This window comes from Weissella viridescens (genome assembly GCF_001437355.1).
GTDB lineage: Bacteria > Bacillota > Bacilli > Lactobacillales > Lactobacillaceae > Weissella > Weissella viridescens.
On record NZ_JQBM01000002.1, the window covers coordinates 275,261 to 298,006 of the forward strand.

The 22,746-nt window shown below is 42.1% G+C and carries 21 protein-coding genes and 1 tRNA gene; 18 read left to right on the plus strand and 4 right to left on the minus strand.

Going from position 1 to position 22,746, the window contains the following annotated elements:
- Positions 1 to 289: 289 nt before the first annotated feature.
- From IV50_RS03910 to IV50_RS03925, 4 genes are all read left to right on the plus strand, one after another.
- On the plus strand, positions 290 to 1,285 hold the full coding sequence (locus IV50_RS03910) for a D-2-hydroxyacid dehydrogenase (RefSeq protein WP_057745376.1): 996 nt from the start codon (positions 290 to 292) through the stop codon (positions 1,283 to 1,285).
- 26 nt (positions 1,286 to 1,311) lie between these two features.
- Positions 1,312 to 2,460, plus strand: a complete 1,149-nt coding sequence (locus tag IV50_RS03915) for a PTS sugar transporter subunit IIC (RefSeq protein WP_057745378.1) — start codon at positions 1,312 to 1,314, stop codon at positions 2,458 to 2,460.
- Positions 2,461 to 2,640: 180 nt separating this feature from the next.
- Positions 2,641 to 3,789, plus strand: coding sequence for a PTS sugar transporter subunit IIC (locus tag IV50_RS03920; protein WP_057745381.1), 1,149 nt, complete (start codon positions 2,641 to 2,643; stop codon positions 3,787 to 3,789).
- A gap of 76 nt (positions 3,790 to 3,865) precedes the next feature.
- Positions 3,866 to 4,381: a YbhB/YbcL family Raf kinase inhibitor-like protein gene (locus IV50_RS03925; protein WP_057745383.1), complete on the plus strand. Its 516-nt coding sequence runs from the start codon at positions 3,866 to 3,868 to the stop codon at positions 4,379 to 4,381.
- A 53-nt stretch (positions 4,382 to 4,434) separates the two neighbouring features.
- Here the strand turns inward: IV50_RS03925 and rpmF are convergent, their stop codons facing one another.
- Positions 4,435 to 4,605: a 50S ribosomal protein L32 gene (rpmF, locus tag IV50_RS03930; protein WP_057745386.1), complete on the minus strand. Its 171-nt coding sequence runs from the start codon at positions 4,603 to 4,605 to the stop codon at positions 4,435 to 4,437.
- Positions 4,606 to 4,819: 214 nt separating this feature from the next.
- On the opposite strand from rpmF, the gene IV50_RS03935 reads away from it, so the two are divergent.
- The 4 genes from IV50_RS03935 (at position 4,820) to IV50_RS03950 (ending at position 6,965) form a co-directional block, all read left to right on the plus strand.
- Positions 4,820 to 5,257 (plus strand): universal stress protein, encoded by a 438-nt coding sequence (locus IV50_RS03935; protein ID WP_057745389.1) that lies wholly within the window; start codon positions 4,820 to 4,822, stop codon positions 5,255 to 5,257.
- Between the two features lie 61 nt (positions 5,258 to 5,318).
- Complete coding sequence (locus IV50_RS03940) at positions 5,319 to 5,783, plus strand: MarR family transcriptional regulator (protein ID WP_057745392.1); 465 nt, start codon at positions 5,319 to 5,321, stop codon at positions 5,781 to 5,783.
- Positions 5,784 to 5,815: 32 nt separating this feature from the next.
- A tRNA-Gln gene (locus IV50_RS03945) sits at positions 5,816 to 5,887 on the plus strand.
- Positions 5,888 to 6,011: 124 nt separating this feature from the next.
- Positions 6,012 to 6,965: an L-lactate dehydrogenase gene (locus IV50_RS03950; RefSeq protein ID WP_057745395.1), complete on the plus strand. Its 954-nt coding sequence runs from the start codon at positions 6,012 to 6,014 to the stop codon at positions 6,963 to 6,965.
- A 47-nt stretch (positions 6,966 to 7,012) separates the two neighbouring features.
- On the opposite strand, the gene budA is transcribed toward IV50_RS03950, so the two are convergent.
- Together budA and alsS are read right to left on the minus strand one after the other, a co-directional pair.
- A complete protein-coding gene (budA, locus tag IV50_RS03955) occupies positions 7,013 to 7,726 on the minus strand; it encodes an acetolactate decarboxylase (protein ID WP_057745398.1) in 714 nt (237 codons plus the stop codon).
- A 47-nt stretch (positions 7,727 to 7,773) separates the two neighbouring features.
- Positions 7,774 to 9,459 carry an acetolactate synthase AlsS gene (gene alsS, locus IV50_RS03960; protein ID WP_057745400.1) on the minus strand — a complete coding sequence of 562 codons (1,686 nt, stop codon included), beginning with the start codon at positions 9,457 to 9,459 and terminating at the stop codon, positions 7,774 to 7,776.
- A gap of 365 nt (positions 9,460 to 9,824) precedes the next feature.
- On the opposite strand from alsS, the gene IV50_RS03965 reads away from it, so the two are divergent.
- The 10 genes from IV50_RS03965 to prfB all read left to right on the plus strand — a co-directional run bounded on the left by IV50_RS03965 (position 9,825) and on the right by prfB (position 22,285).
- Positions 9,825 to 11,948, plus strand: a complete 2,124-nt coding sequence (locus IV50_RS03965) for an ATP-dependent Clp protease ATP-binding subunit (RefSeq protein ID WP_057745403.1) — start codon at positions 9,825 to 9,827, stop codon at positions 11,946 to 11,948.
- Positions 11,949 to 12,256: 308 nt separating this feature from the next.
- A complete protein-coding gene (locus IV50_RS03970; RefSeq protein WP_057745407.1) occupies positions 12,257 to 12,910 on the plus strand; it encodes a COG3942 and LysM peptidoglycan-binding domain-containing protein in 654 nt (217 codons plus the stop codon).
- Between the two features lie 75 nt (positions 12,911 to 12,985).
- Positions 12,986 to 13,528: a C40 family peptidase gene (locus IV50_RS03975; RefSeq protein ID WP_057745410.1), complete on the plus strand. Its 543-nt coding sequence runs from the start codon at positions 12,986 to 12,988 to the stop codon at positions 13,526 to 13,528.
- A gap of 14 nt (positions 13,529 to 13,542) precedes the next feature.
- On the plus strand, positions 13,543 to 13,827 hold the full coding sequence (locus IV50_RS03980; protein WP_057745413.1) for a GNAT family N-acetyltransferase: 285 nt from the start codon (positions 13,543 to 13,545) through the stop codon (positions 13,825 to 13,827).
- Positions 13,828 to 13,901: 74 nt separating this feature from the next.
- A complete protein-coding gene (locus IV50_RS03985) occupies positions 13,902 to 14,444 on the plus strand; it encodes a dCTP deaminase/dUTPase family protein (RefSeq protein ID WP_057745416.1) in 543 nt (180 codons plus the stop codon).
- A gap of 9 nt (positions 14,445 to 14,453) precedes the next feature.
- Positions 14,454 to 15,830 carry a DNA repair protein RadA gene (gene radA / locus IV50_RS03990; RefSeq protein ID WP_057745419.1) on the plus strand — a complete coding sequence of 459 codons (1,377 nt, stop codon included), beginning with the start codon at positions 14,454 to 14,456 and terminating at the stop codon, positions 15,828 to 15,830.
- A gap of 16 nt (positions 15,831 to 15,846) precedes the next feature.
- Positions 15,847 to 16,950: a PIN/TRAM domain-containing protein gene (locus tag IV50_RS03995; protein WP_057745422.1), complete on the plus strand. Its 1,104-nt coding sequence runs from the start codon at positions 15,847 to 15,849 to the stop codon at positions 16,948 to 16,950.
- 74 nt (positions 16,951 to 17,024) lie between these two features.
- The gene (gltX, locus tag IV50_RS04000) at positions 17,025 to 18,521 is read left to right on the plus strand and encodes a glutamate--tRNA ligase (protein ID WP_057745425.1); all 1,497 of its coding nucleotides are present in this window, start codon (positions 17,025 to 17,027) and stop codon (positions 18,519 to 18,521) included.
- A 215-nt stretch (positions 18,522 to 18,736) separates the two neighbouring features.
- Positions 18,737 to 21,109, plus strand: coding sequence for a preprotein translocase subunit SecA (secA, locus tag IV50_RS04005; protein ID WP_057745429.1), 2,373 nt, complete (start codon positions 18,737 to 18,739; stop codon positions 21,107 to 21,109).
- A 57-nt stretch (positions 21,110 to 21,166) separates the two neighbouring features.
- Positions 21,167 to 22,285, plus strand: a complete 1,119-nt coding sequence (gene prfB, locus IV50_RS04010; protein ID WP_057745431.1) for a peptide chain release factor 2 — start codon at positions 21,167 to 21,169, stop codon at positions 22,283 to 22,285.
- 50 nt (positions 22,286 to 22,335) lie between these two features.
- On the opposite strand, the gene IV50_RS04015 is transcribed toward prfB, so the two are convergent.
- Entirely contained in the window at positions 22,336 to 22,554 is a 219-nt protein-coding gene (locus IV50_RS04015; protein ID WP_057745434.1) for a hypothetical protein, read from the minus strand.
- Positions 22,555 to 22,746: the final 192 nt, after the last annotated feature.

The following is a 22,746-nucleotide window of genomic DNA, read 5'->3' on the forward strand; positions in this document are numbered from 1 at the left end:
AAAGACCTTTTGCTTAAGCAAAAGGTCTTTTTTGTATGGATGGGCATATCAATGCGTTCAAAATAAGGATGTACAGTAACGCTATTGAATTCACAATGTTAAAGGAGGCTCATCTTTTATAAAGCACGTAAAATAAGTGTGATATAATAAAGTTTGTGAGTATGAAAACGATTACAACTAATCGGAAAACGTTTTAATTGTTGACTATTTCACAAGTGGACGCGTATAATTGATGATGGTTAAAAAACTTATGTATCTATCTTGAATGGGTATTATGGAGGAAAATATAATGAAGATTTTTGCTTACGGAATTCGTGAAGATGAACAACCAGCATTGAAGGAATGGGAAGGTAACAACCCTGAAGTCGATGTAGAGTTTACAGATCAATTACTTACACCTGAAACAGCTGCTTTGGCTAAGGGTGCAGATGCAGTCAATGTTTACCAACAATTAGACTACACTCGTGAAACTTTGTCAGCATTGCATGAGTTGGGTATCAACAAGATGTCATTGCGTAACGTTGGTATCGATAACATCGATTTGCCAGCTGCGCGTGAATTTGATTTTAGCATTTCAAACGTGCCAGTTTACTCACCAAATGCGATTGCTGAACACTCAATGATTCAACTTTCACGTTTGTTACGTCGTGCTAAGGCATTGGATAAGAAGATTGCTAACCATGACTTGCGTTGGGCACCAACAATTGGTCGTGAAATGCGTATGCAAACTGTCGGAATTATTGGTACTGGTCACATTGGTCGTGTCGCTATCAAGATTTTGCAAGGATTCGGCGCAAAGGTTATCGCTTACGATAAGTTCCAAAACGATGACATCAAGGCTCAAGGATTGTACGTTGATACTTTGGATGAGCTTTATGCACAAGCAGATGCCATCTCATTGTATGTTCCTGGTGTTGCTGAAAACCACCACATGATTGATGCCGATGCCATTTCAAAGATGAAGGACGGCGTTGTTTTGGTTAACGTTGCTCGTGGAAACTTGATGGATATCGACGCCGTTATCGACGGTTTGAACTCAGGTAAGATTTCTGACTTCGCAATGGACGTTTACGAAGATGAAGTTGGTTTGTTCAACGAAGACTGGTCTGGTAAGGAATTCCCTGATCCAAAGATTGCTGACTTGATTGATCGTGAAAATGTATTGGTAACACCTCACACTGCCTTCTACACAACTAAGGCTGTTTACGAGATGGTTACACAATCAATGGATGCATCATTGGCCTTCATTAAGGGTGAAACACCAGCCATTGCGGTTGAATACTAATATTTATTTGAGAGTAGGGAAAAAATATGAATAATCAAGTTTTTGACGGTAGCTATAAGTTTACCGCTAAAGATTTCTTCTTTAAGGTGCTGAATGGGTCAGCACAAGGTATCTTGATTGGTGTTTTGCCATCAGCCGTACTTAAGTATGTGCTATTGCCATTCATCAAGAGTGGTCAAGCTTGGGCCATGGACTTCAATGCTATTTTGGTATTGTTTAGCTCATTTATTCCAATCTTGATTGGTGTTGCAATTGCTTTGCATTTCAAGATGAAGCCACTTGATGTTGGTGTTATGGCCATTGCAACTGGTGCTGCATCAGGTTCAATCAAGTGGGCGACTGCTCCAGCTGGGTTTGTGAACCCGGTTACTGGCGTTAAGTCAGTTGTTCCTGGAACAGTTTATATTGCTCAAGGTGCCGGAGATGTGATTAATGCTATGATTGTTGCGGCAATCGGTGTTGTTGTTATCTGGTTAGTTGCCAAGTATCTTAATGGGTTCGGAGCTGTTGCCATTATTTTGAGCCCACTTCTAATTGGTGGTGGCGTTGCGATGGTTGGTCACTGGATTGCACCATATGTTGGTGCAATTACAACTGCTATCGGTAATGGGGTTGAATTGTTTACTTCACTTCAACCACTTCCAATGGCTATTTTGATTGCTATGGCCTTCGCCTGCTTGATTGTTACGCCAGTATCAACTGTTGGTATTGCGTTGGCAATTACATTGTCAGGCGTTGGTGCCGGTGCTGCCGGTGTTGGTGTTGTCGCTACAACTGTTGTTTTGTTGATTAACTCATTGAAGGTTAACAAGCCTGGAACGACAGTTGCCATCTTCTTGGGTGCCATGAAGGGAATGATGCCTTCAGTATTCAAGAAGCCAATTATGTTCCTTTCATTCTTGGCCACTGCCGCTGTAAGTGCGTTGCCAGTTGCTTTGTTTAATGTTCAAGGAACACCAACTTCAGCCGGATTCGGTTGGATTGGAATGGTTTCACCTATTCAATCAATGTTGGCTGATGGTCCTGATAAGGTCTTCATCAACCACGTGGTTAGCGTTGTGCCTGGTATTGTGACTTGGTTCATCGTACCAATCGTTGCTGGATTTGTAATGGATTACCTTTTCTCAAAGGTTTTGCACTTGTACTCTCCAGAAGATTTCAAGCAAGATATGTAATTAAAAAAGATCGTGGATGCTCAGCATTCACGATCTTTTTGTATGAAACGATTAATTTTAAGTATTATGTGAAATGTTGCACTTGTATTCATCGCTGAATATGGTAAAATACATTACTGTTGTGTAATATATTGAATTGTTGCGTACATTGTATATAAATAAAAAAATTGGAGTAAACAAATGACTAGTCAAACCTTTGATGGCTCTTATAAGTTAACTTTTAAGGACTTCTTTTTCAAAGTACTAAATGGCTCAGCGCAAGGAATTATCATTGCGGTCTGTCCATCAGCCATTGTTAAATATATGCTGTTGCCATTTGTAAATAGTGGTCAAGCTTGGGCAATGGATTTGAATGCAATCTTGGTTCTCTTCTGTTCCTTCTTACCAATCATTATTGGGGTGCTCACGGCTTTGCAATTCAATATGCGTCCATTGGATGTTGGAGTAATGGCAATTGCGGTAGGGGCTTCAACAGGGTCGTTTAAGTGGGGGACAGCACCATCAGGGTTCGTTAACCCAGTGACCCACCTTACGCAAACGCAACCAGGAACGCTATTTATTGCTTCTGGTGCGGGTGATGTGATTAATGCCATGATTGTCTCTGGAATCGGTGTTATCACAATTTGGTTAGTTTCGCGGTATCTAAATGGTTTTGGAGCAGTTGCAATTATTTTAAGTCCACTGTTAATTGGTGGTGGGGTTGCCATGTTAGGTAACTTTATTGCACCTTACGTTGGTTCTGTTACGGCGGCCATCGGTGAGTTCGTGGAGATGTTTACCGAACTTCAACCATTACCAATGGCCATTTTGATTGCAATGGCCTTCTCATGTATCATTGTGACACCGATTTCGACAGTTGGAATTGCGCTTGCTATCTCATTGTCTGGACTCGGAGCTGGAGCAGCTGGAATTGGGGTTGTGTCAACGACAGTTGTGTTGCTGATCAATTCACTTCAAGTGAACAGTAAAGGGACTTCAGCAGCCATTTTCTTGGGAGCGATGAAGGGAATGATGCCAAGCATCTTCAAGAAGCCACGTATGTTCTTGGCCTTTATCACAACCGCAGCGATTAGTGCCCTTCCGGTTGTGATGTTTAATGTTCAAGGAACGCCAACTTCAGCCGGTTTCGGTTGGATTGGTATGGTGTCACCTATTCAATCAATGGTGGTACATGGCGCAGATAAGACGTTTATGTCGAATGCTGTGGCAGTTGTGCCAGGATTGATTACGTGGTTCGTGGTACCGATTGTTGCTGGTTTTGTGGTTAATTATGTCTTCACGAAGATTGCACACATGTACTCAGCTAAAGATTTAAAACAAGAAATGTAAACGAAAAGGTCACAGCATCGCTGTGACCTTTTTCTGTATCCGTGTATCATGTGAGACAACTTAGGAGGATTAAACCATGCAAATTAAAACTGATTTAACACTAGCGGGCTACATGCCGGATCTATATGCAAAAGCTGCTCCAGAAAATGCGAAGAAAAATGGGACGCCGGTTATATCGTTTCCTTTTGAGGTTTCGGATATTCCAAAATCCGCTAATTATTTAGCATGGACGATGATTGATGATGATGCAATTCCGGTTGTCGGATTTGCGTGGATTCATTGGACGATGATTGATGTACCAGTTACGGATACAACAATGCTGATTCCCGCTGACTTTTCACGTAAGGCTACAGTTGGCGTTCAAGGTAAGAACAGTCAAGCTTCGAAATTTGTTGGAGAAACGGATGAAATGCTAACTGCTCGTTACACTGGACCGATGCCACCAGATCAACCACATGCGTATCGCTTGACTGTTTATGCGATGCCTGAACCATTATCACTTGTGCCGGGTTACTTTCTAAATGAACAGCTCCGAGCGCTTGAAGGTAATGTTTTAGCGTGTGCGACATTGGATATCTGGGCAGAGAATTAATGAATACGAAAAAAAGCACATCGGAGCGTATCCGATGTGCTTTTTAAAGTTAATTACTTTGAGATAACTTGCTTACCCTTGTATGAACCATCAGCTGAAACGTGATGGTTACGTACGTAAACGCCGTTTTCGTCCAAGTGGATTGCTGGTGTCTTAATACCACCACGTCCGCCACGACGCATGCGCTTCTTCATCTTTGATGTCTTACGTGCAGGAACTGCCATATATAAATCCTCCTTACACCGCCGTGTTTAAAAGAAGGCAGTGTTATTTATAATCGATATTATTTTCAACTGTTCTAAATTACCTGATTTTCAACCTTTTGTCAAGTTTTTGCCGAATTTCATTGATTTTTAGTCGTTTTATTTACAAATCTCGTTAAAAGGGAGATAATTTAGTTGTAACAAAAAAATAATCGTCACAAGAGGAGAATTTACGATGGTTGAACCAAAGCGTTTTAAAAATGTATTAGTTGCGGTTGATGACTCTGAGTTAGGGCAGTTGGCGTTGGTGAATGCGATTCATCAAGCTGAAGAAGATGGTGCCAAGTTAACGATTGTGTCGTTTTTTGAACCAGGTGAACTCAATACATTTGATGCATTAGACAAAGACAAAATTCAAGCCGCTGAATCAAAAGTGGAAGAAAATCTAAAGGGGTTCCAAAAGCAAGCTTTGGATGCGGGTGTGGAAGATGTGCAACCAATCTATGCTGTTGGTGAACCGGGTGAACAATTAGTTAAACATATTATTAGTGAGGCAGGTGCAGACTTAGTCGTCATGGGGGCACATTCTAAGCCTGGTGTGCGTGCGTATTTCGGATCGCAATCAAATTATGTAGCAAATCATGCTGATGTAACAGTGATGATTGTACGTTAATTTGGTAAGAAAGGACGCAGGCGCGTTCTTTTTTTATGGATTAACTTTTGGGGAGTGTATGATGGATTTATTGAACGAATATATTGATGCTTATTTATCGACGTTAAAATACTTGGATGAGGTGATCTCGGAACCGGCTGATGAGTATGAGCTATCTTTTGAGCAATACTTGATTCTTCATAATATTGCACAAAAAGACGGGTTAACTTTGAGTGACATTGTGGATAATCGAAGTGTGACCAGAGCTGCCGTTTCGCGACAAATTAAAATGTTGTTAAAACGTGATTATGTCTATCAAGAGCCTGATGAAAACGATCGGAGACGGATGCTTTTGCATTTAACGGAAGAGGGCGTTGAAGTTGAAAAAGTGGTTACGCGTCGCGTGGAAACCAGGTTCCAAGGTTGGGTTGAGGTATTTGGTCAAACGACAGCGCAAAATATCTTAGAATTTATTCGAACGTTCGATGATAAAGTTGTTTCAAAGACAAAGGCACGTTCGCGTGGGAAAAACGACTTGTCAAGATAAAATGAGTGTTGTATAATAAAAAAGTTGATTTTTGGGCATTAGCCAAGCGGTAAGGCAATGGTTTCTGGTATCATTATTCGCTGGTTCGAATCCAGCATGCCCAGCTATTTAGAGTAATTCATTCGTGAATTGCTCTTTTTTTGTGCCTTTTAATCGCTGGCTATGGATCCCTTGTGAAAAATGGTACAATAGAAATGTAAACTACAATATTAATGGGAGGGTTTTAACATGCCACAACATCATCAAAAGGTTGTCCTAATTGGGGACGGCGCTGTCGGATCATCTTACGCTTTTGCAATGGCTCAACAAGGTATTGCAGAAGAACTAGTTATCGTTGACGTTGCTAAGGAGCAAACAGTCGGGGATGCATTGGATTTAGAAGATGCGACTGCTTGGACTTACAACAAGAACGTTCGCTCAGGAGACTATGAGGACGCTAAGGATGCTGAACTAGCTGTCATCACTGCCGGAGCACCACAAAAGCCTGGTGAGACGCGCTTGGACTTGGTTGATAAGAACTTGAAGATTATGCAATCAATTATTAAGCCCCTAATGGCATCTGGTTTTGATGGTATTATTTTGGTTGCTGCTAACCCTGTTGATATTCTAACGATGGCTGCACAACGCTTCTCAGGTTTGCCAACTAACCGTGTGTTTGGTTCAGGAACTTCTTTGGATACTGCACGTTTACGTGTTAACTTGGGTAAGGAATTTGGTGTTGCCCCAGAAAGTGTTGATGCTTATATCTTGGCAGAACACGGAGATTCAGAATTTGCTAACTTTGCTGAAGCAACCATTGGTGGTCGTCCTTTGATGGATTGGGCTGCTGAAAAGGGACTCACTGAAGACAATCTAGAACAAATTCTTTATGATACGGCCCACAAAGCATATGAAATTATTAACCGTAAGGGTGCCACATTCTATGGAATTGGTACGTCATTGGCACGGATTACACGTGCTATCTTCCGTGACGAACGTGCGGTTTTGCCTGTTGGCGCATATTTGGACGGTCAATACGGTTTGAATGATATCTACATTGGTACACCAGCGATTATTGGTGCTAACGGTGTTGAAAGTGTTATCGAAACAAAATTAACTGACGGTGAATTAGGACGATTCCATGCATCAGCTAAGACTTTGAAAGAAGTTGCTGAAGGTGGTTTTGCTAAATTAGCTGACTAAAAATAAAAAAGCTGAACACGACATCGTGTTCAGCTTTTTTATTTATCCTAATGGCCACCTTCGGCAGCTTGAATGCCTTCCTTTAAACCATCGGCCATTGGTGTATGATCACGGAAAGCCTCATTTTCAATGGGTAGATGTAGTTGGAAGTCGCTCATGAGTTCTAACGTACCTTGTAGTTGTTCGGTGTGGGTTTCAAGTAAATGGCCACCAAACGTGTGGTCATCGCTTAGAAAGTGGAGATGCCAACCTGCAGCAACGGTACCCTGATACAATTCTGGTGCGAAATAGCCGACAATCGTACCACTGATATTTTCGGCGGTAAAGGTTGGTTGCTTTTGGGCAACTTCCAATAGGCTTGGATATGGTGCCGTAGACTTAGGTGCTGCTCGAACCAAAACATCTTTAAAGTTACCGTGTAACTCTAAGGCAGCAAAATTGTTTGTGAAATGATAGCCGTGCTGTAAGTCGGCAAGACTAGCGAAATCTGTAGGTGCTAAGTCTAATTTGATGGCGTCGCTTGAAGCGAAGTGAACGGTCGCAAAGGGGAGTTTTGTGTCCATATCTGTAATGTGGTTCACATTTCCGAACTCATCGGCTTGATGAACGTCACCATTGAGGATGATGACTTCGCCATCAACGCCATCGAGCGTACCGATACCAGTATCTCCGTGGGTCAAAAGTTCGCCAATGGTTGTTGTTCCTTGCATTTGCTTAGCCATTAAGGCTGCGAGTGTACTATGTTGATAAATTTTTGACATATTCGATTCCTCCAAAAAAAGCTGCCAGTGGCAGCTTGTGTGTGTCATTATCCTTCAGATTCAACCAATTCAGCTAATTCATAGTTATGTGAATAATCCACGGGGATGTCGACAACGACAGGACCTTCGGTTGCAAAGGCTTCGTCAAGCACGGCATCTAATTGCTCAGGGCTTTCGACGCGTAAGCCTTTAGCTCCGTTGGCTTCCGCGAACTTAACGATATCAATGTTGGCAAACTTAACCCCAGCGGATTGGCCGTCATACTTCTTTTCTTCTTGGAACTTAACCATGTCGTAGTTGGCGTTGTCGTTCCAAACTAAGCTTACAGTGTTCAAACCTAAGGCAACGGCAGTTGACAGTTCTTGACCTGAGAAGAAGAAACCACCGTCTCCTGAAACAGAAACAGACTTGGCGTTAGGGCGAACCATAGCAGCAGCCATGGCCCATGGTAATCCAACTCCGAGCGTTTGCATACCGTTTGAAATCAAGAAGTGGCGTGGTACATAAGATTTGAAGTGACGTGCCATCCAAATGTAGTGTGATCCGATATCGGTTGAAACGGTCATATCATCAGTGACGTGTGCTTGTAATGACTTGATGACATTCAATGGGTGGTTAAGATTTGCAGTAGCTGGTGTATAGCTTGCTTCATCGGCTTCGCGTAATTCTTGTTTGAATTCAGCAAGTTGTTCTAGTGAAGCATTTGGCATTTCGTAACCAACGATGCGCGATTGTAAGTCGTGCAAAGTATCAGCAATATCACCGATTAATTGACGTTCGGGAGCAAAGTTATTATCGATTTGGGCCGCAGTTGTATCCAATGATACAATTCGCAAATTCTTTTCGGCGTTCCAATTACGAGGCTCATATTCAATGGCATCGTAACCAACGGTAATAACCAAATCAGATTGGGCTAATAGTTGATCACCAACTTGATTGCGGAATAACCCAATGCGACCGAAGAAGGTGGCTGGTTCTAAGTCACGTGAAATCACGCCGGCACCTTGGAAGGTTTCTACAACAGGTAGCGTTGTTTGGGTGAGTAGATCGTGCAACGCAGCGGTTGAAGCGTCATCAGAACCACGTTGACCAACTAAAATGACAGGCAACTTTGCGGCTTTGATTTGCGTAGCCAACCAGTCAATATCTTCGATTGAGGCAGCCCCCATACGTGGAGCTTGTACTTCAGGCACGGCTTGGGTTGTGACTACGGCATCGTCGACGTCTTGTGGAAGTGAAACAAAGGCGGCACCAGGTTTGGGACCATTCGCAGCTACAATCGCGTTTGAAACAATTTCAGAAATGTTTTCAGGGTCTTGAATTTCAGCTGAGTAATTCGTGATTGGCGCAAAAATAGCTGTGGCGGGTGTACTTTGGTGTGTCAAACGGTAAAGGTCTTTACGCGGAACTTGTCCACCAATTGCAAGGAGTGGATCACCTTCGGCGCTGGCGGTCATTAATCCAGTTGCCAAATTACCGACTCCAGGTCCTGAAGTGGCGATTACAACCCCAGGCTTGCCAGTGATGCGGGCAAATCCTTGTGCCATGAAGATGGCGTTTTGCTCGTGGCGCGTGACAATTAACTTTGGTGAAGTTTCGCCAGCATTTGGGTGGTCAAGGCGTTCAAAAAGACGATCAATCTTGGCACCAGGGATACCAAAGACGAGATCGATATCGTTGTTATTTAAAGTGTTAACGAGTAAATCTGCACCATATTGTTGCTTTTCTGTCATGTTAGAAAAATTCCCCTCTATTACATATGTAAATTAACAATTATAAAACATTGCTTTCATTGTACAACAAAACTTTATAAAAAGTGACCCGAGTTTAAAAGTTTTAAAAAAGAGTGCTGTTTTGCGCCTATTTAAAGTTGATGAAGCCGTTAAATGGCAGCATCCACATAAATGTGACAAATATGTCAAATTTATGAAGAAACCTCAAAAAAGACTTGCACTATACTCGATAGAGTGCTAATATAGTATTTGTAAGTTAGGAATGGCTAAGAAGTAAGTGTTACCCCGGGTTGTTAAGGCAACCGCTTCTAACGGACGTTAACTACAGATACAAAACATTGTACAGAAATTAGGAGGCCGTAATTATGGCACAAGATACATTTGGATTTTCAGACTTTGATGATATTTTTCGGATGATGAATAATGATGCATCACGCATGAGTCGGTCACAACAAGATCAAATTAGAAATCAACAAATGCGTGGACAACGCGCACCACAACAACCAAAAGAAGAAAAAGGAATGTTGGATCAATATGGTATTAACATGACTGAGCTTGCTCGTCGTGGCAAGTTTGATCCAGTCATCGGACGTGATGATGAAATCGATCGCGTCATTGAAATTTTGAACCGTCGTTCAAAGAACAACCCAGTTTTGATTGGGGAACCTGGAGTTGGTAAGACAGCTGTTGTTGAAGGATTGGCACAAGCGATTGTTAATGCCAAGGTTCCAGCAAAGTTGCAAGATAAGGAAGTCATTCGTTTGGATGTTGTTTCACTTGTTCAAGGAACTGGTGTACGAGGCGAATTTGAAGAGCGTATGCAACAATTAATGGATGAAGTTTCAAAGCGTAAGGATGTTATCCTATTCATCGACGAAATTCATGAAATCATGGGTGCCGGTGGAACTGGAGAAGGTTCAATGGACGCTGGAAACATTTTGAAGCCAGCATTGGCTCGTGGAGATTTCCAATTAGTTGGTGCAACAACTTTGAACGAATACCGTGACATTGAAAAGGACGGAGCGATTGCTCGTCGTTTGCAACCAGTTATGATTGATGAACCTTCAACTGATGAAGCTGTTCAAATCTTGAAAGGTATCCAACCTAAGTATGAGGATTACCACAAGGTGAAGTATTCAGAAGGGGCTATCCAAGCTGCTGTTGATTTGTCAAACCGTTACATTCAAGAGCGTTTCTTGCCTGACAAGGCCATCGATTTGATGGATGAAGCTGGATCAAAGAAGAATCTTTCATTGAAGGTCGGAGATCCAAAGGAAATCCAAAAGAAGATTGATGCAGCTGAAGCAAACAAGAAGCAAGCTGCTGATGATGAAGATTTCGAGAAGGCTGGTTACTGGCGTGACCAAATCAATCAATTGACTTTGCAACTAGAATCAATTAAAAGCCAAAAGCCTCAAGATGATTCAACTAAGACTGTTACAAAGCGTGACATCGAAAAGATTGTTGAAGAGAAGACTGGTATTCCAGTTGGTGAGTTGGCTGAATCAGAGCAAACACAATTGAAGAACTTGGATAAGAACCTTTCAGACCACGTGATTGGACAAGAGAAGGCAACTGAACAAGTTGCACAATCAATCCGTCGTAATCGTGTTGGCTTTAACAAGTCAGGTCGCCCAATTGGTAGCTTCTTGTTCGTTGGACCAACTGGAGTTGGTAAGACAGAAACTGCAAAGCAATTGGCAAAGGAATTGTTTGGTACTGAAGACAACATGATTCGTTTCGATATGTCAGAATACATGGAGAAGCAGTCAGTTTCTAAGTTAATCGGAGCACCTGCTGGATATGTTGGATACGAAGAGGCTGGTCAATTGACTGAAGCTGTTCGTCGTCACCCATACTCAATCTTGCTTTTTGATGAGGTTGAAAAGGCTCACCCTGATGTCATGAATATGTTCCTACAAATTCTTGATGATGGACGTTTGACAGATGCACAAGGACATGTTGTTTCATTCAAGGATACGATTGTCATCATGACATCTAACGCTGGCCAAGATGCACCAGAAGATACACCTTTGATGGATCGCTTGGCACCTTACTTCAAGCCAGAATTCTTGAACCGTTTTGATGCGATTGTTGAATTCGATGCTTTGAGCAAGGACAACCTACACAAGATTGTTAACTTGATGCTTGATGATATGAACAAGACGATTTCTGCAAAGGGCTTGCATGTTCATGTAACTGACGCAGCTAAGGATATGTTGGTTGATGAAGGATACGATCCAAAGATGGGAGCACGTCCACTACGTCGTGTCATCCAAAATCAACTTGAAAATCAAATTGCCGACTTCTACCTAGACAACCCAGGAGTGAAGGATTTGCGTGCAGAAGTACATCACGATGATATCAGGATTGTTGCTGAAACTGATCCTGACCAAGAAGTTGTTGATGAAAAAGAAGAAAAGGTTGATGCGAAAGCTGAAGCTGTTGATGTAGCTGAGGATCAAGCTTACGAAGCGAATGATGATTAGAAGCAGATCCAGAAGTATAATCTGTTTCAAAAATGAAACGACTATCAGAAATGATAGTCTTTTTTTTGTGGATTTCGTTCAGAATGTTTAAGAAAAAGTAAAGGTATGATACAATAATAATTGTGAATTTATTAACGACATTGCGTCAGTGTTTTTGATTTTATCGATACTTAAATGTAACAAAAGTAATTGAAACGAAAATGCGAGCAAACTCAAATGCAAAAGCGTAGTAGTATACTCAACGAGTATTTGTTAGTAATTAAAAACAAATTTGGAAAAGTAGATAGCATTTTGGAGGATGGGGAATTATGAAGACGACAGTAAAGAATACATTATTGGCTACAGTTGGAGCGGCTGCTGCATTTGGTGGGGCAACAGCGGTTGCCTCAGCTGACTCAGTTACCGTTAAATCAGGTGACACACTTTATTCAATCGCTCAGGCGAACGGTGTTTCAGTTGATGAATTGGCATCAATTAACAATGTAACGAATCCTAACTTGATTTTCGTTGGTCAAAATCTTGAGCTTACAAAGGGTGCATCAGAAACTGCTGCACCACAAGTTTCAGCTAAGCCGGTTGCTGCTACAACAGAACAAGTGGCGACAACATCAGTTGCCTCAGCTTCTCACGCAGTTACAGACGCTTCTAATACATATCCAGCTGGTCAATGTACTTGGTTCGTTAAGAATGCAGCTCCTTGGGCTGGTAACTACTGGGGTAACGCTACGAACTGGGCTGCCAGCGCCGCTGCAGCTGGTTTCTCAGTAAGTGGTACACCACAAGTTGGATCAATTGCAGTATTCGGTGCTGGAGTTGGTGGCGCAGATTCTGTGTATGGTCACGTGGCTATGGTCGATGCAGTTAACCCTGAAGGAACCATTACAATTTCTGAAGGAAACTACGCTGGAATGGCTTATCACACTCGTACAATTTCAGCTGCTGGCCTTCAATTCATTAACTAATTTTGAAAAAATGTTAGCTCGCGTGCTCGTTTATGCGGGCTCGTTTTTTTGTATCATTAAGAAAAAGGTGGCAAAATGGCTTATAAGATGGAACCCGGCCGTGTGATTCATACAAATGATTATGATGAAGTTGATAGTGAGATTGTTTTTAAAGCGCCAGACGGTGAAAATGCTTTTGAAATTGTCTCAGCATATTTCACACCAGGAACACGTACCCAAAAGATTCAGAATACGATGATGCAAATGGTTATGGATAGCATGCGTGCGAATTTGTCGGATGTTGTTCAGCGCGTGTTAGGCAAACCCTACCAATTACGTGGTAACCGACCAGAAACTGGTTTTGATGTCGGCGGGCTAATTCAATATATATATAATAATATTTATGGTGTTAGTTTTTCCAATGACGTCAAAAAACAATTGGCAAGTGTACAGCATTTGCCATTGAACGAAGCCATGCCAGGGGATTTATTGTTTTGGGGAACCCCTGATTTGATTTCGAATGCAGGCGTTTACCTAGGCGGTGGACGATATCTTACGGTTGATTTGATGGGTGGCATTGTCATGATTCAAACGGTTTCAAAAACATGGGAACCTGACTTTGTCGGTAGTTTACGTTAAGAAGGGGGCAATAAATGATTTATAAATTTTTGCATGAACCAGGTCGCTTTTATTTGGAAGATGATACTGGGACAACGACAGCTGAGATTACCTACGCTGAAGGTAACACGTCTGATGTGTGGACAGTTGATCATACCTTTGTGGCGCCTGAATTACGAGGAGCGGGGATGGCTGGACAATTATTGGACCGATTGGCTGAAGAGGCGCGGTTGAAACATATTAAGTTGAAACCTGTTTGTGCATATGCTAAGGCAGCATTCACCCGTGATGCGAAGTATGATGATGTTAAGGCTGAATAGGGTGAATGACTTTAGTAATCTACTTTTTTTGGTTATAATAGAATGTATGAATTTATATGAAATGAGAAAATGATATGCCTCGAAAATTTGCAATTGTTGAAAAATATTCTGACGCCGGCTTAGAATTGCCTAAGCGTGCGACACAGCAAGCGGCTGGATATGATTTCCAAGCAGCAACTGATTTTACCCTACCGTCAATTTGGCGTGTCCCTTTTTTACGTGTTCTAAAAAAGATCCGTATTGGTGAAGCATTGACAACGGATGAAATGAAGCAGGCCAAGGCCGATGTTAAGCCACTACTTGTACCAACGGGCGTTAAGGTGTACATGGAAGAAAATGAGTATTTGATGATTGCAAATCGTTCATCAAATCCGCTTAAGCGTGGACTTGTTTTGCCTAATGGTGTCGGTATTATTGACGCTGATTATGTCGATAACGAGCAAAACGAGGGTGAGATTTTCGTCCAAATGATTAACTGGGGACTTACTGACCGTACAATTAAAAAAGGCGAACGGATTGCGCAAGGAATCTTTATGCCATTCCTAGTGACGGATGATGATGCACAGGATACTAAAGCAGATCGTATCGGTGGATTTGGTAGTTCTGGCATCAAGTAAGGAGTAATGATGGCAAAGGCAAAAACGCAGTTTGTGTGTTCAAACTGTGGTAATGTTTCGCAACGCTACATGGGACGTTGTCCTTCATGTGGTGCTTGGGGAACCTTGGTTGAAGAAGTACAACAACCAGAAAAAGCAGATCGCAAGTCGCGTGTAAACTTAGCGGGACAAACGGCAAAGGTTGAACGCCTTGATGAAGTTGATATCGAAGAAACGCCGCGCATCTTAACACAATCCGAAGAGTTTAATCGCGTCCTAGGTGGTGGCATTGTGCCAGGCTCACTGGTTCTAATTGGTGGTGACCCTGGGATTGGAAAGTCAACACTGTTGCTACAAATTTCAGGTGACTTATCAAGTCATGGTCAACGTGTTCTATATGTTTCCGGTGAGGAAAGTGCGTCACAGATTAAACTTCGAGCAGAGCGGTTGGGGGTTCAAGGGGATGCAGAATTTTATTTGTATCCAGAGACGGACATGTCAGCTATCCGTAAAGCGATTGATGAATCTAAGCCCGATTTTGTCGTGATTGACTCAATTCAAACGATGCAACAACCTGATATTAGTTCGGCCATTGGGTCCGTTGCCCAAATTCGTGAAACCACGGCGGAACTCTTGCAAATTGCCAAGACGAACGGCATTACCATTTTTATTGTCGGTCACGTGACCAAAGAAGGGGCGATTGCAGGGCCGAAAATTTTGGAACACATGGTGGATACGGTTTTGTATTTCGAAGGTGATAATCAACGTAGTTACCGGTTGTTGCGAGCGGCTAAAAATCGTTTCGGTTCAACTAATGAATTAGGTGTCTTTGAAATGGTGCATGAAGGTTTGAGTGAAGTGAAAAATCCTTCAGAAATGTTTTTGGAAGAACGCTTAGAGCATGCGAGTGGATCAGCTGTTGTCGTTGCCTTAGAGGGAACGCGTCCAGTTTTGGTGGAAGTGCAAGCCTTAGTGACACCGACGGTTTTTGGTAATGCACAACGTACGGCCTCTGGGATTGATCGCAATCGTGTTTCAGTTTTGATGGCCGTGTTGGAGAAGCGGGCCAACTTGTTGATGCAAAATGAGGATGCCTATGTCCGTGCGGCTGGAGGCGTAAAACTTGAGGAACCGGGGATTGATTTGGCCTTAGCTGTTGCAATTGCATCAAGTTATCGTGATAAAGAAACCCGTGTGGGAGACGCCTTTGTTGGTGAAATTGGGTTGACTGGTGAAATTCGTCGAGTACCGCGGATGCTTGACCGTATCTTGGAAGCGCAAAAATTGGGATTCAAGCGCGTTTTTGTACCACAAAAAGCCCTTGAAGGAAAACAAGACGAAATTACGGATATCGAAGTTGTCAGTGTTAAAACGCTCGCCGATGCATTGCAGCGGGCGCTAGATTAGGAGGAGTTAATTGAAGATGCGTAAACGAATCATTCAATTGGCCTACATCATTTTAGGCGGTGCATTGACCATTAATGTACTACCGGTTTTATGGCGGGTGATGGGAGTCCAAAATGACTTATGGTTAAACAATGTTGTGGTAAATTTCTTAAGTGGTGGGCTGATTAGTTTTATTATTAGTGTGCCAACTTGGCGTTATGTTGACAACGGCATTCGAGAAATTGAAAATTTCCTAAATCGACAATCTCCTTTGATGCTATTAGTTGGCTCATTAGGAACTTTGATTGGGTTAGCTTTAGCGGTCTTTATTACAGCACCACTCCAACGTATGGATAGTGTTCTTATGAGTTCAGTCATCCCGGTTTTAATTATGCTATTATTCGGATATTTGGGATTTCGACTCGGAACAACCAGAATTGATGAGTGGCGGAATTTAATTCCTTCGCTAAATAATATGTCGCGTCTGACAAAAATTCGTGGGCATAAGAAGGATGATGATGAGGCGGCTGAGGCTGGCGAAGAGAACTACCATCATTATAAAATTTTGGATACAAATATTTTGATTGATGGCCGGATTCTTGATATCGTTAAGACTGGTTTTATTGAAGGGACTTTATTGGTACCAAACTTTGTCTTGTATGAGCTTCAATATTTGGCTGATAAAGGTGAAGAGATTAAACGAGTACGTGGTCGACGTGGTTTAGATGTATTGAATGAATTACGCGAGCAAACTTTAATTCCTTTGGAAATGTGGGAAGGCGACTACAAAAACATCAAAGAGGTTGATGAAAAGTTAATTCAACTGGCCAAAGACCTTGATGGTGCCTTAGTAACCAATGACTTTAACTTGAATAAGGTTACTCAATTCCAGAGTGTTAAAGTATTGAACTTAAATGCCTTGGCGGGCGCATTACGTCCAAGCATTAAAGTTGGCGATCACTTAACCGTTACGCTTGTTAAAAATGGAACTGAACGACAACAAGCCGTTGCTTATCTTGATGACGGGACAATGGTTGTTGTTGAGGATGGACGTGATAAACTTCAACAAAAGGTTAATGTGGAAGTAACCTCTGCTCTGCAGACTGATGCTGGTCGGATGATTTTCGCAAAGCTAGTTTAAAGCGTTGAAACAAACCGCATTCGGCGGTATATTAGAAGATGACAAAACAAGAAAAAATAAAGGAGTCGGTAACAATGACTGAAACGACTGAAAAAAAGGTACGTGTGCGTTATGCACCATCACCAACGGGACATTTGCATATTGGGAATGCCCGTACCGCCCTCTTTAATTGGCTATACGCACGCCATTACAATGGAGAATTTGTAGTCCGAATTGAAGATACAGATCAAACGCGTAATATTGCGGATGGTGAACGTTCACAATTAGACAATTTAGCTTGGCTAGGTTTGGATTGGGATGAGTCACCCGCAAATCCAGGTGAATACGGTCCTTACCGTCAATCAGAACGATTGGATATCTACAAGCCGTTGATTCAAGATTTGTTGGATCGTGGGTTGGCATACAAGTCATATAAGACGGCGGAAGAATTGCAAGCAGAGCGTGAAGCGCAACAAGCTGCTAAACAAGCACCGCACTACGTCTATGAGTATGCTGATATGACTGATGAAGAAATTGTCGCTGCTCAAGCGGAAGCTGAAGCAAAGGGCTTGCCAGCTGTCGTACGTTTGCATGTACCAGAAAATAAGGTTTATGCTTGGGATGACATTGTTAAGGGTCATGTTGAAATTAATTCAGATACTGTAGGTGGCGATTGGGTCATTCAAAAAGCTGACGGGATGCCAACTTATAACTTTGCGGTTGTAGTTGATGATCACATGATGGAAATTTCTCACGTTTTGCGTGGGGATGATCACGTGTCAAACACACCTAAGCAATTGATGATTTATGAGGCTTTCGGTTGGGAAGCTCCAGTCTTTGGTCACATGTCATTGATCATTAATGCTGAAACTGGTAAGAAGCTTTCTAAGCGTGATGAAACAATCTTGCAATTCATCGAACAATATCGTGAATTGGGGTACTTACCTGAAGCGATGTTGAACTTTATTGCTTTGTTGGGTTGGTCACCAGTTGGTGAAAAGGAAATCTTCACAAAGAAGCAATTAGTTAAGCAATTTGATGAAAAGCGTTTGTCAAAGTCACCAGCTAAGTTTGATAATAAAAAGCTTGAATGGATTAACAATGAATGGATCAAGACTGGTGATCAAGACATGGTCTTTGATAAGATGATGCAACAATTAGTTAAGTCAGAATTGGTTGACCCAGCTGAATTGACACCTGAAAAGATGCAGTGGTTGCGTTCAGTGATGAATGTATACATGGATGGTGTTTCATACACTGCCCAAATTGTTGATCTAATTAAGCCTGTTTTCTTCACAATGCCTGGCCCAACAGCTATTCCTGACTCACAAAAGGAATGGATGAAGGGTGACGATGTGCCATTGCTATTGGCTAAGTTTAGTGAAAAGCTTACAGCATTACCAATTTTTGATGCTTACAACATCTTAAACGCGGTTCGTGAGATTCAAGCCGAAACTGGTGTGCGTGGACGTGAACTTTGGAATCCATTGCGTATTGCCACAACACGTCAAGAACAAGGACCTAATTTGGGTTCATTGCTTGAATTACTTGGTCGTGAACAAACATTGGCAAATATTAAAGAATTCTATTAATCAGAAAAAACACAGCCCAGTCTCTGGGGTGTGTTTTTTTGCAGATGGCTATGATAATTTGTCAAACAATGTTAAAATATAAAGGTTATTGAACACAGAAAATGGGTGCTGTAAACGGCTCGTTCTGTATAAAGGCTAATGTCAAAACATTAGTAACAAACAATAAGCATCATAAAATAAAAAGAAAAATCTTTACAAAAAAAGGAAGATTGAGCATGGCTAATCCATTACGAAAAATTATTGAAAGTGATCGCGGTACATTAAAGCGATTATCTCGTACTGCCGATGAAGTGATGGCATACGAAGATGAAATAGCAGCCTTGTCTGACGAAGAACTTCAAGCCAAGACCCCATACTTCCGTGATTTACTTGAAAATCAAGGGAAGACGCTTGATGATATCTTGCCTGAAGCGTTTGCGGTTGTCCGTGAAGCTGCTAAGCGAGTATTGGGACTATTTCCATTTAAGGTGCAAGTCATGGGATCATTGGTCTTGCATGGCGGAAACATCGCTGAAATGCGAACTGGTGAAGGGAAAACGTTAACAGCCACAATGGCGGTTTATTTGAATGCCTTACCTGGTAAGGGCGTTCACGTTGTCACGGTTAATGAGTATCTATCTGAACGAGATGGTGAAGAAATGGGTGAGCTATATAACTGGCTCGGCCTATCTGTGGGTATTAACGTTTCAGATATGTCACCAGAAGAGAAGCGTGAAGCCTATGATGCTGATATCACGTACTCAACCAACTCTGAAATCGGCTTTGATTTCTTACGTGATAACATGGTTGCCCGCAAGGAAGATCGTGTACAACGTCCGTTGAACTTTGCTTTGGTCGATGAAGTTGACTCAATTTTGATTGATGAAGCGCGAACACCATTGATTATTTCTGGTGCACCGGCACAAGAAAACACACAGCTTTACATTCGAACTGATCGTTTCGTGAAGACTTTGGAAGAAGAAACAGACTATACAGTAGATTTGGAATCAAAGACCGTTAACCTAACGGATGAAGGAATTAAGAAGGGTGAAAAATACTTCAACCTACCAAATCTTTATGCGGATGGAAACTCAGCATTGACTCACCACCTAGACCAAGCCTTGCGTGCCAACTATACAATGTTGAACAATAAGGACTATGTTGTGCGTGATGGGGAAGTTGTATTGGTCGATGCGTTCTCAGGACGTATTCAAGAAGGTCGTCGTTTCTCTGATGGTCTTCACCAAGCTTTGGAAGCTAAGGAAAAGGTTGATATTCAAGAAGATAATCGGGCTATGGCATCGATTACCTACCAAAACTTATTCCGCCGTTACAGCAAGTTGTCTGGTATGACTGGAACAGCACAAACTGAAGCTGAAGAATTCCGCGAAATTTATAACATGGAAGTAACAACCATTCCAACCAATCGACCAATTCAACGTGTCGACGAACCGGATTTGTTGTACCCTAACTTACATTCAAAGTTCAACGCTGTTGTAAAGTTGGTTGAACAATTGCATAGTAAGGGGCAACCAATCTTGATTGGTACTGTTGCTGTTGAAACATCAGAATATTTGTCTAATCTTTTGGATCAACGTCATATTCCGCACAATGTGTTGAATGCCAAGAACCACGCCCGTGAAGCTGAAATCATTGCCAATGCCGGTCAACAAGGTGCCGTAACAATCGCCACTAACATGGCTGGTCGTGGAACTGATATTAAGCTTGGCCCTGGGGTCAAGGAAGTTGGCGGATTAGCCGTTATTGGAACTGAGCGTCACGAATCACGTCGTATTGATAATCAATTACGTGGACGTGCCGGACGTCAAGGAGATCCTGGTTACTCACAATTCTTCTTGTCACTAGAAGATGACTTGATGCTACGTTTCGGTGGTGATCGTTTGAAGAACATGATGGAGCAAATGAATCTACAGGATGAAGATGCTGTTATCAAGAACCGTTTGATTACCCGTTCAGTTGAATCTGCCCAACGTCGTGTTGAAGGAAACAACTATGATTCACGTAAAAACGTTTTGCAATATGATGATGTGATGTCACAACAACGTGAAGCTTTCTATAAAGATCGTAACGAAGTCATTGATGAAGAACATTCTTTGAAAGATGTTATTTTGCCAATGGTTGAACGTACGATTAACCGCGTGGTTGACAACAATACCATTGGTAAGGAAAACGAGTGGGATTTGTTCGCATTGAATGACTTTGCGCGTTCTGTTCTTGTACCGGAAGATGATATCAATGTGTCAGATTTGCGTAACAAGGATCGTGATCAATTGAAGGACTACTTGTATAAGCGTGCCAAGGAAGTCTACAACCAAAAGGCTGAACAACTACAAGATGATGAGCAATTCTTGCAATTCACGCGTGTTGTCATTCTCCGTGTTGTTGATAACTATTGGACCGAACACATGGAAAATATGAACCAATTACGTGATTCAATCCAATTGCGTGGTTACGGTCAATTAAATCCATTGATTGAGTATCAAGAAGAAGGATTCCGCATGTTTGAAGAAATGATTGCTTCAATTGAATACGACTCAACGCGTCTGTTCATGAAGTCTGAAATTCGTCAAAATCTACGTGCTGAATAAACAAAAAAAGCCGGGATTGCATCCCGACTTTTTTCTTTAGGTGAAAGAGAGGTTGCTATGGAATTAGCAGAAGCGCGGCGCCAATTAAATGAGATGACTGAAGAAGTGAACAACTTTGGAAAGTCATTAGACCTAGGGGCTATGAATGACGAAATCGCCGCTAATGAAGATGAGATGAGCCACCCGGATTTTTGGAATGATCACGAAGCAGCGCAAAAAGTGATTGATCAAAATAATGATTTGAAGAATCGCCGAGATAACTATCTTAAGTTAGAAGACGAAGTTGAAGAGGCAACGGCTGGATTAGAATTGTTGACTGAAGATCCAGAAGATCCCGATATGCAAGCAGAGATGGATGAAAGTCTAGCCCAATTGGCGCAAGACCTAGAAGCATACCGTTTGGAGCAACTCTTAAACGAACCGTACGATAAGAAAAATGCAATTCTTGAAATTCATCCTGGTTCGGGCGGAACTGAGTCCGCTGATTGGGGTGCTAATATGCAACGCATGTACACGCGTTGGGCGGAACAACACGGATTCAAGGTCGAAGTGCTCGATTACCATGCAGGGGATGTTGCTGGAATCGATTCAGCAACTTTGAAAATTGTCGGGCGTAATGCCTATGGTTATTTACGTTCAGAACGTGGCGTGCATCGTTTTGTGCGTATCTCACCATTTGATTCAGCTGGTCGCCGTCATACATCGTTCGTGTCGATTGATGTGATGCCTGAGTTGGATGACTCAGTTGAAGTTGATATCAATCCAGCAGACGTTAAAATGGATGTCTACCGTGCATCTGGGGCTGGAGGACAGCACATTAACAAGACGTCTTCAGCGGTGCGTCTAACCCACGAACCAACTGGTATCGTAGTCGCCTCGCAACAAGAGCGTTCACAATTCCAAAATAAAGATTTAGCCTATAACATGTTGCGAGCTAAATTGTATCAATTGGAAATGGATAAGAAGGAAGCTGAACGTGCAAAGATTGCCGGAAGCCAAATGGAAAACGGCTGGGGATCACAAATCCGTTCTTACGTCTTCCAACCATATCGTATGGTTAAAGACCACCGTACGAATTACGAATCAAGTAACCCACAAGCAGTGATGGATGGTGCTTTAGATCCGTTCATTGACGCTTACTTACGTTGGAAACTTGCTTCAGAAAACCCCGAATAAAATAAAACGCATCAGACGATAAAAGCCTGATGCGTTTTTGTTTTAGATTTTTATAGAAAAGCGTAGGCCGCGGCAGCCAAAAGTCCAAGTACAATAATAAGGACCATGATGATGACAATGACCTTAACCCATGTTGGGTAAGGTTTGACCGGCTCTGTATCAGTCGCTTCTTCAAGCAAGTGAGCTTCATACTTGTCGATTTGATCTTCGGTAGGGACTGTTTGATCTTGCTTTTTTTCATTGGGCATATTGATTTTTTGCTTACTCATCAGGGTTCTCCATTCAGTGTTTACATGTATAGCTAAAGCATAAAGAAAAATTCCTGAAAATGCAAATAAATGTCTTGAATTTTTGATTTGAGTCGGTATAATGGTTTAAGTAAGCTAATTTGTTAGCAAACGATATGTCTCCATAGCTCAGTTGGTAGAGCAAGGGACTTTTAATCCTTGGGTCCACGGTTC

What these genes read in the sequence shown, in the direction of transcription:
- IV50_RS03910 (WP_057745376.1), top strand. Translation starts at nt 290, where the DNA reads ATGAAGATTTTTGCTTACGGAATTCGTGAAGATGAACAACCAGCATTG.
- IV50_RS03975 (WP_057745410.1), top strand. Translation starts at nt 12,986, where the DNA reads ATGGCTTATAAGATGGAACCCGGCCGTGTGATTCATACAAATGATTAT.
- IV50_RS03925 (WP_057745383.1), top strand. Translation starts at nt 3,866, where the DNA reads ATGCAAATTAAAACTGATTTAACACTAGCGGGCTACATGCCGGATCTA.
- radA (WP_057745419.1), top strand. Translation starts at nt 14,454, where the DNA reads ATGGCAAAGGCAAAAACGCAGTTTGTGTGTTCAAACTGTGGTAATGTT.
- IV50_RS03920 (WP_057745381.1), top strand. Translation starts at nt 2,641, where the DNA reads ATGACTAGTCAAACCTTTGATGGCTCTTATAAGTTAACTTTTAAGGAC.
- IV50_RS03970 (WP_057745407.1), top strand. Translation starts at nt 12,257, where the DNA reads ATGAAGACGACAGTAAAGAATACATTATTGGCTACAGTTGGAGCGGCT.
- alsS (WP_057745400.1), bottom strand. Translation starts at nt 9,459, where the DNA reads ATGACAGAAAAGCAACAATATGGTGCAGATTTACTCGTTAACACTTTA.
- IV50_RS03935 (WP_057745389.1), top strand. Translation starts at nt 4,820, where the DNA reads ATGGTTGAACCAAAGCGTTTTAAAAATGTATTAGTTGCGGTTGATGAC.
- secA (WP_057745429.1), top strand. Translation starts at nt 18,737, where the DNA reads ATGGCTAATCCATTACGAAAAATTATTGAAAGTGATCGCGGTACATTA.
- IV50_RS03950 (WP_057745395.1), top strand. Translation starts at nt 6,012, where the DNA reads ATGCCACAACATCATCAAAAGGTTGTCCTAATTGGGGACGGCGCTGTC.
- IV50_RS03980 (WP_057745413.1), top strand. Translation starts at nt 13,543, where the DNA reads ATGATTTATAAATTTTTGCATGAACCAGGTCGCTTTTATTTGGAAGAT.
- IV50_RS03995 (WP_057745422.1), top strand. Translation starts at nt 15,847, where the DNA reads ATGCGTAAACGAATCATTCAATTGGCCTACATCATTTTAGGCGGTGCA.
- IV50_RS03915 (WP_057745378.1), top strand. Translation starts at nt 1,312, where the DNA reads ATGAATAATCAAGTTTTTGACGGTAGCTATAAGTTTACCGCTAAAGAT.
- prfB (WP_057745431.1), top strand. Translation starts at nt 21,167, where the DNA reads ATGGAATTAGCAGAAGCGCGGCGCCAATTAAATGAGATGACTGAAGAA.
- IV50_RS03965 (WP_057745403.1), top strand. Translation starts at nt 9,825, where the DNA reads ATGGCACAAGATACATTTGGATTTTCAGACTTTGATGATATTTTTCGG.
- budA (WP_057745398.1), bottom strand. Translation starts at nt 7,726, where the DNA reads ATGTCAAAAATTTATCAACATAGTACACTCGCAGCCTTAATGGCTAAG.
- rpmF (WP_057745386.1), bottom strand. Translation starts at nt 4,605, where the DNA reads ATGGCAGTTCCTGCACGTAAGACATCAAAGATGAAGAAGCGCATGCGT.
- gltX (WP_057745425.1), top strand. Translation starts at nt 17,025, where the DNA reads ATGACTGAAACGACTGAAAAAAAGGTACGTGTGCGTTATGCACCATCA.
- IV50_RS03985 (WP_057745416.1), top strand. Translation starts at nt 13,902, where the DNA reads ATGCCTCGAAAATTTGCAATTGTTGAAAAATATTCTGACGCCGGCTTA.
- IV50_RS04015 (WP_057745434.1), bottom strand. Translation starts at nt 22,554, where the DNA reads ATGAGTAAGCAAAAAATCAATATGCCCAATGAAAAAAAGCAAGATCAA.
- IV50_RS03940 (WP_057745392.1), top strand. Translation starts at nt 5,319, where the DNA reads ATGGATTTATTGAACGAATATATTGATGCTTATTTATCGACGTTAAAA.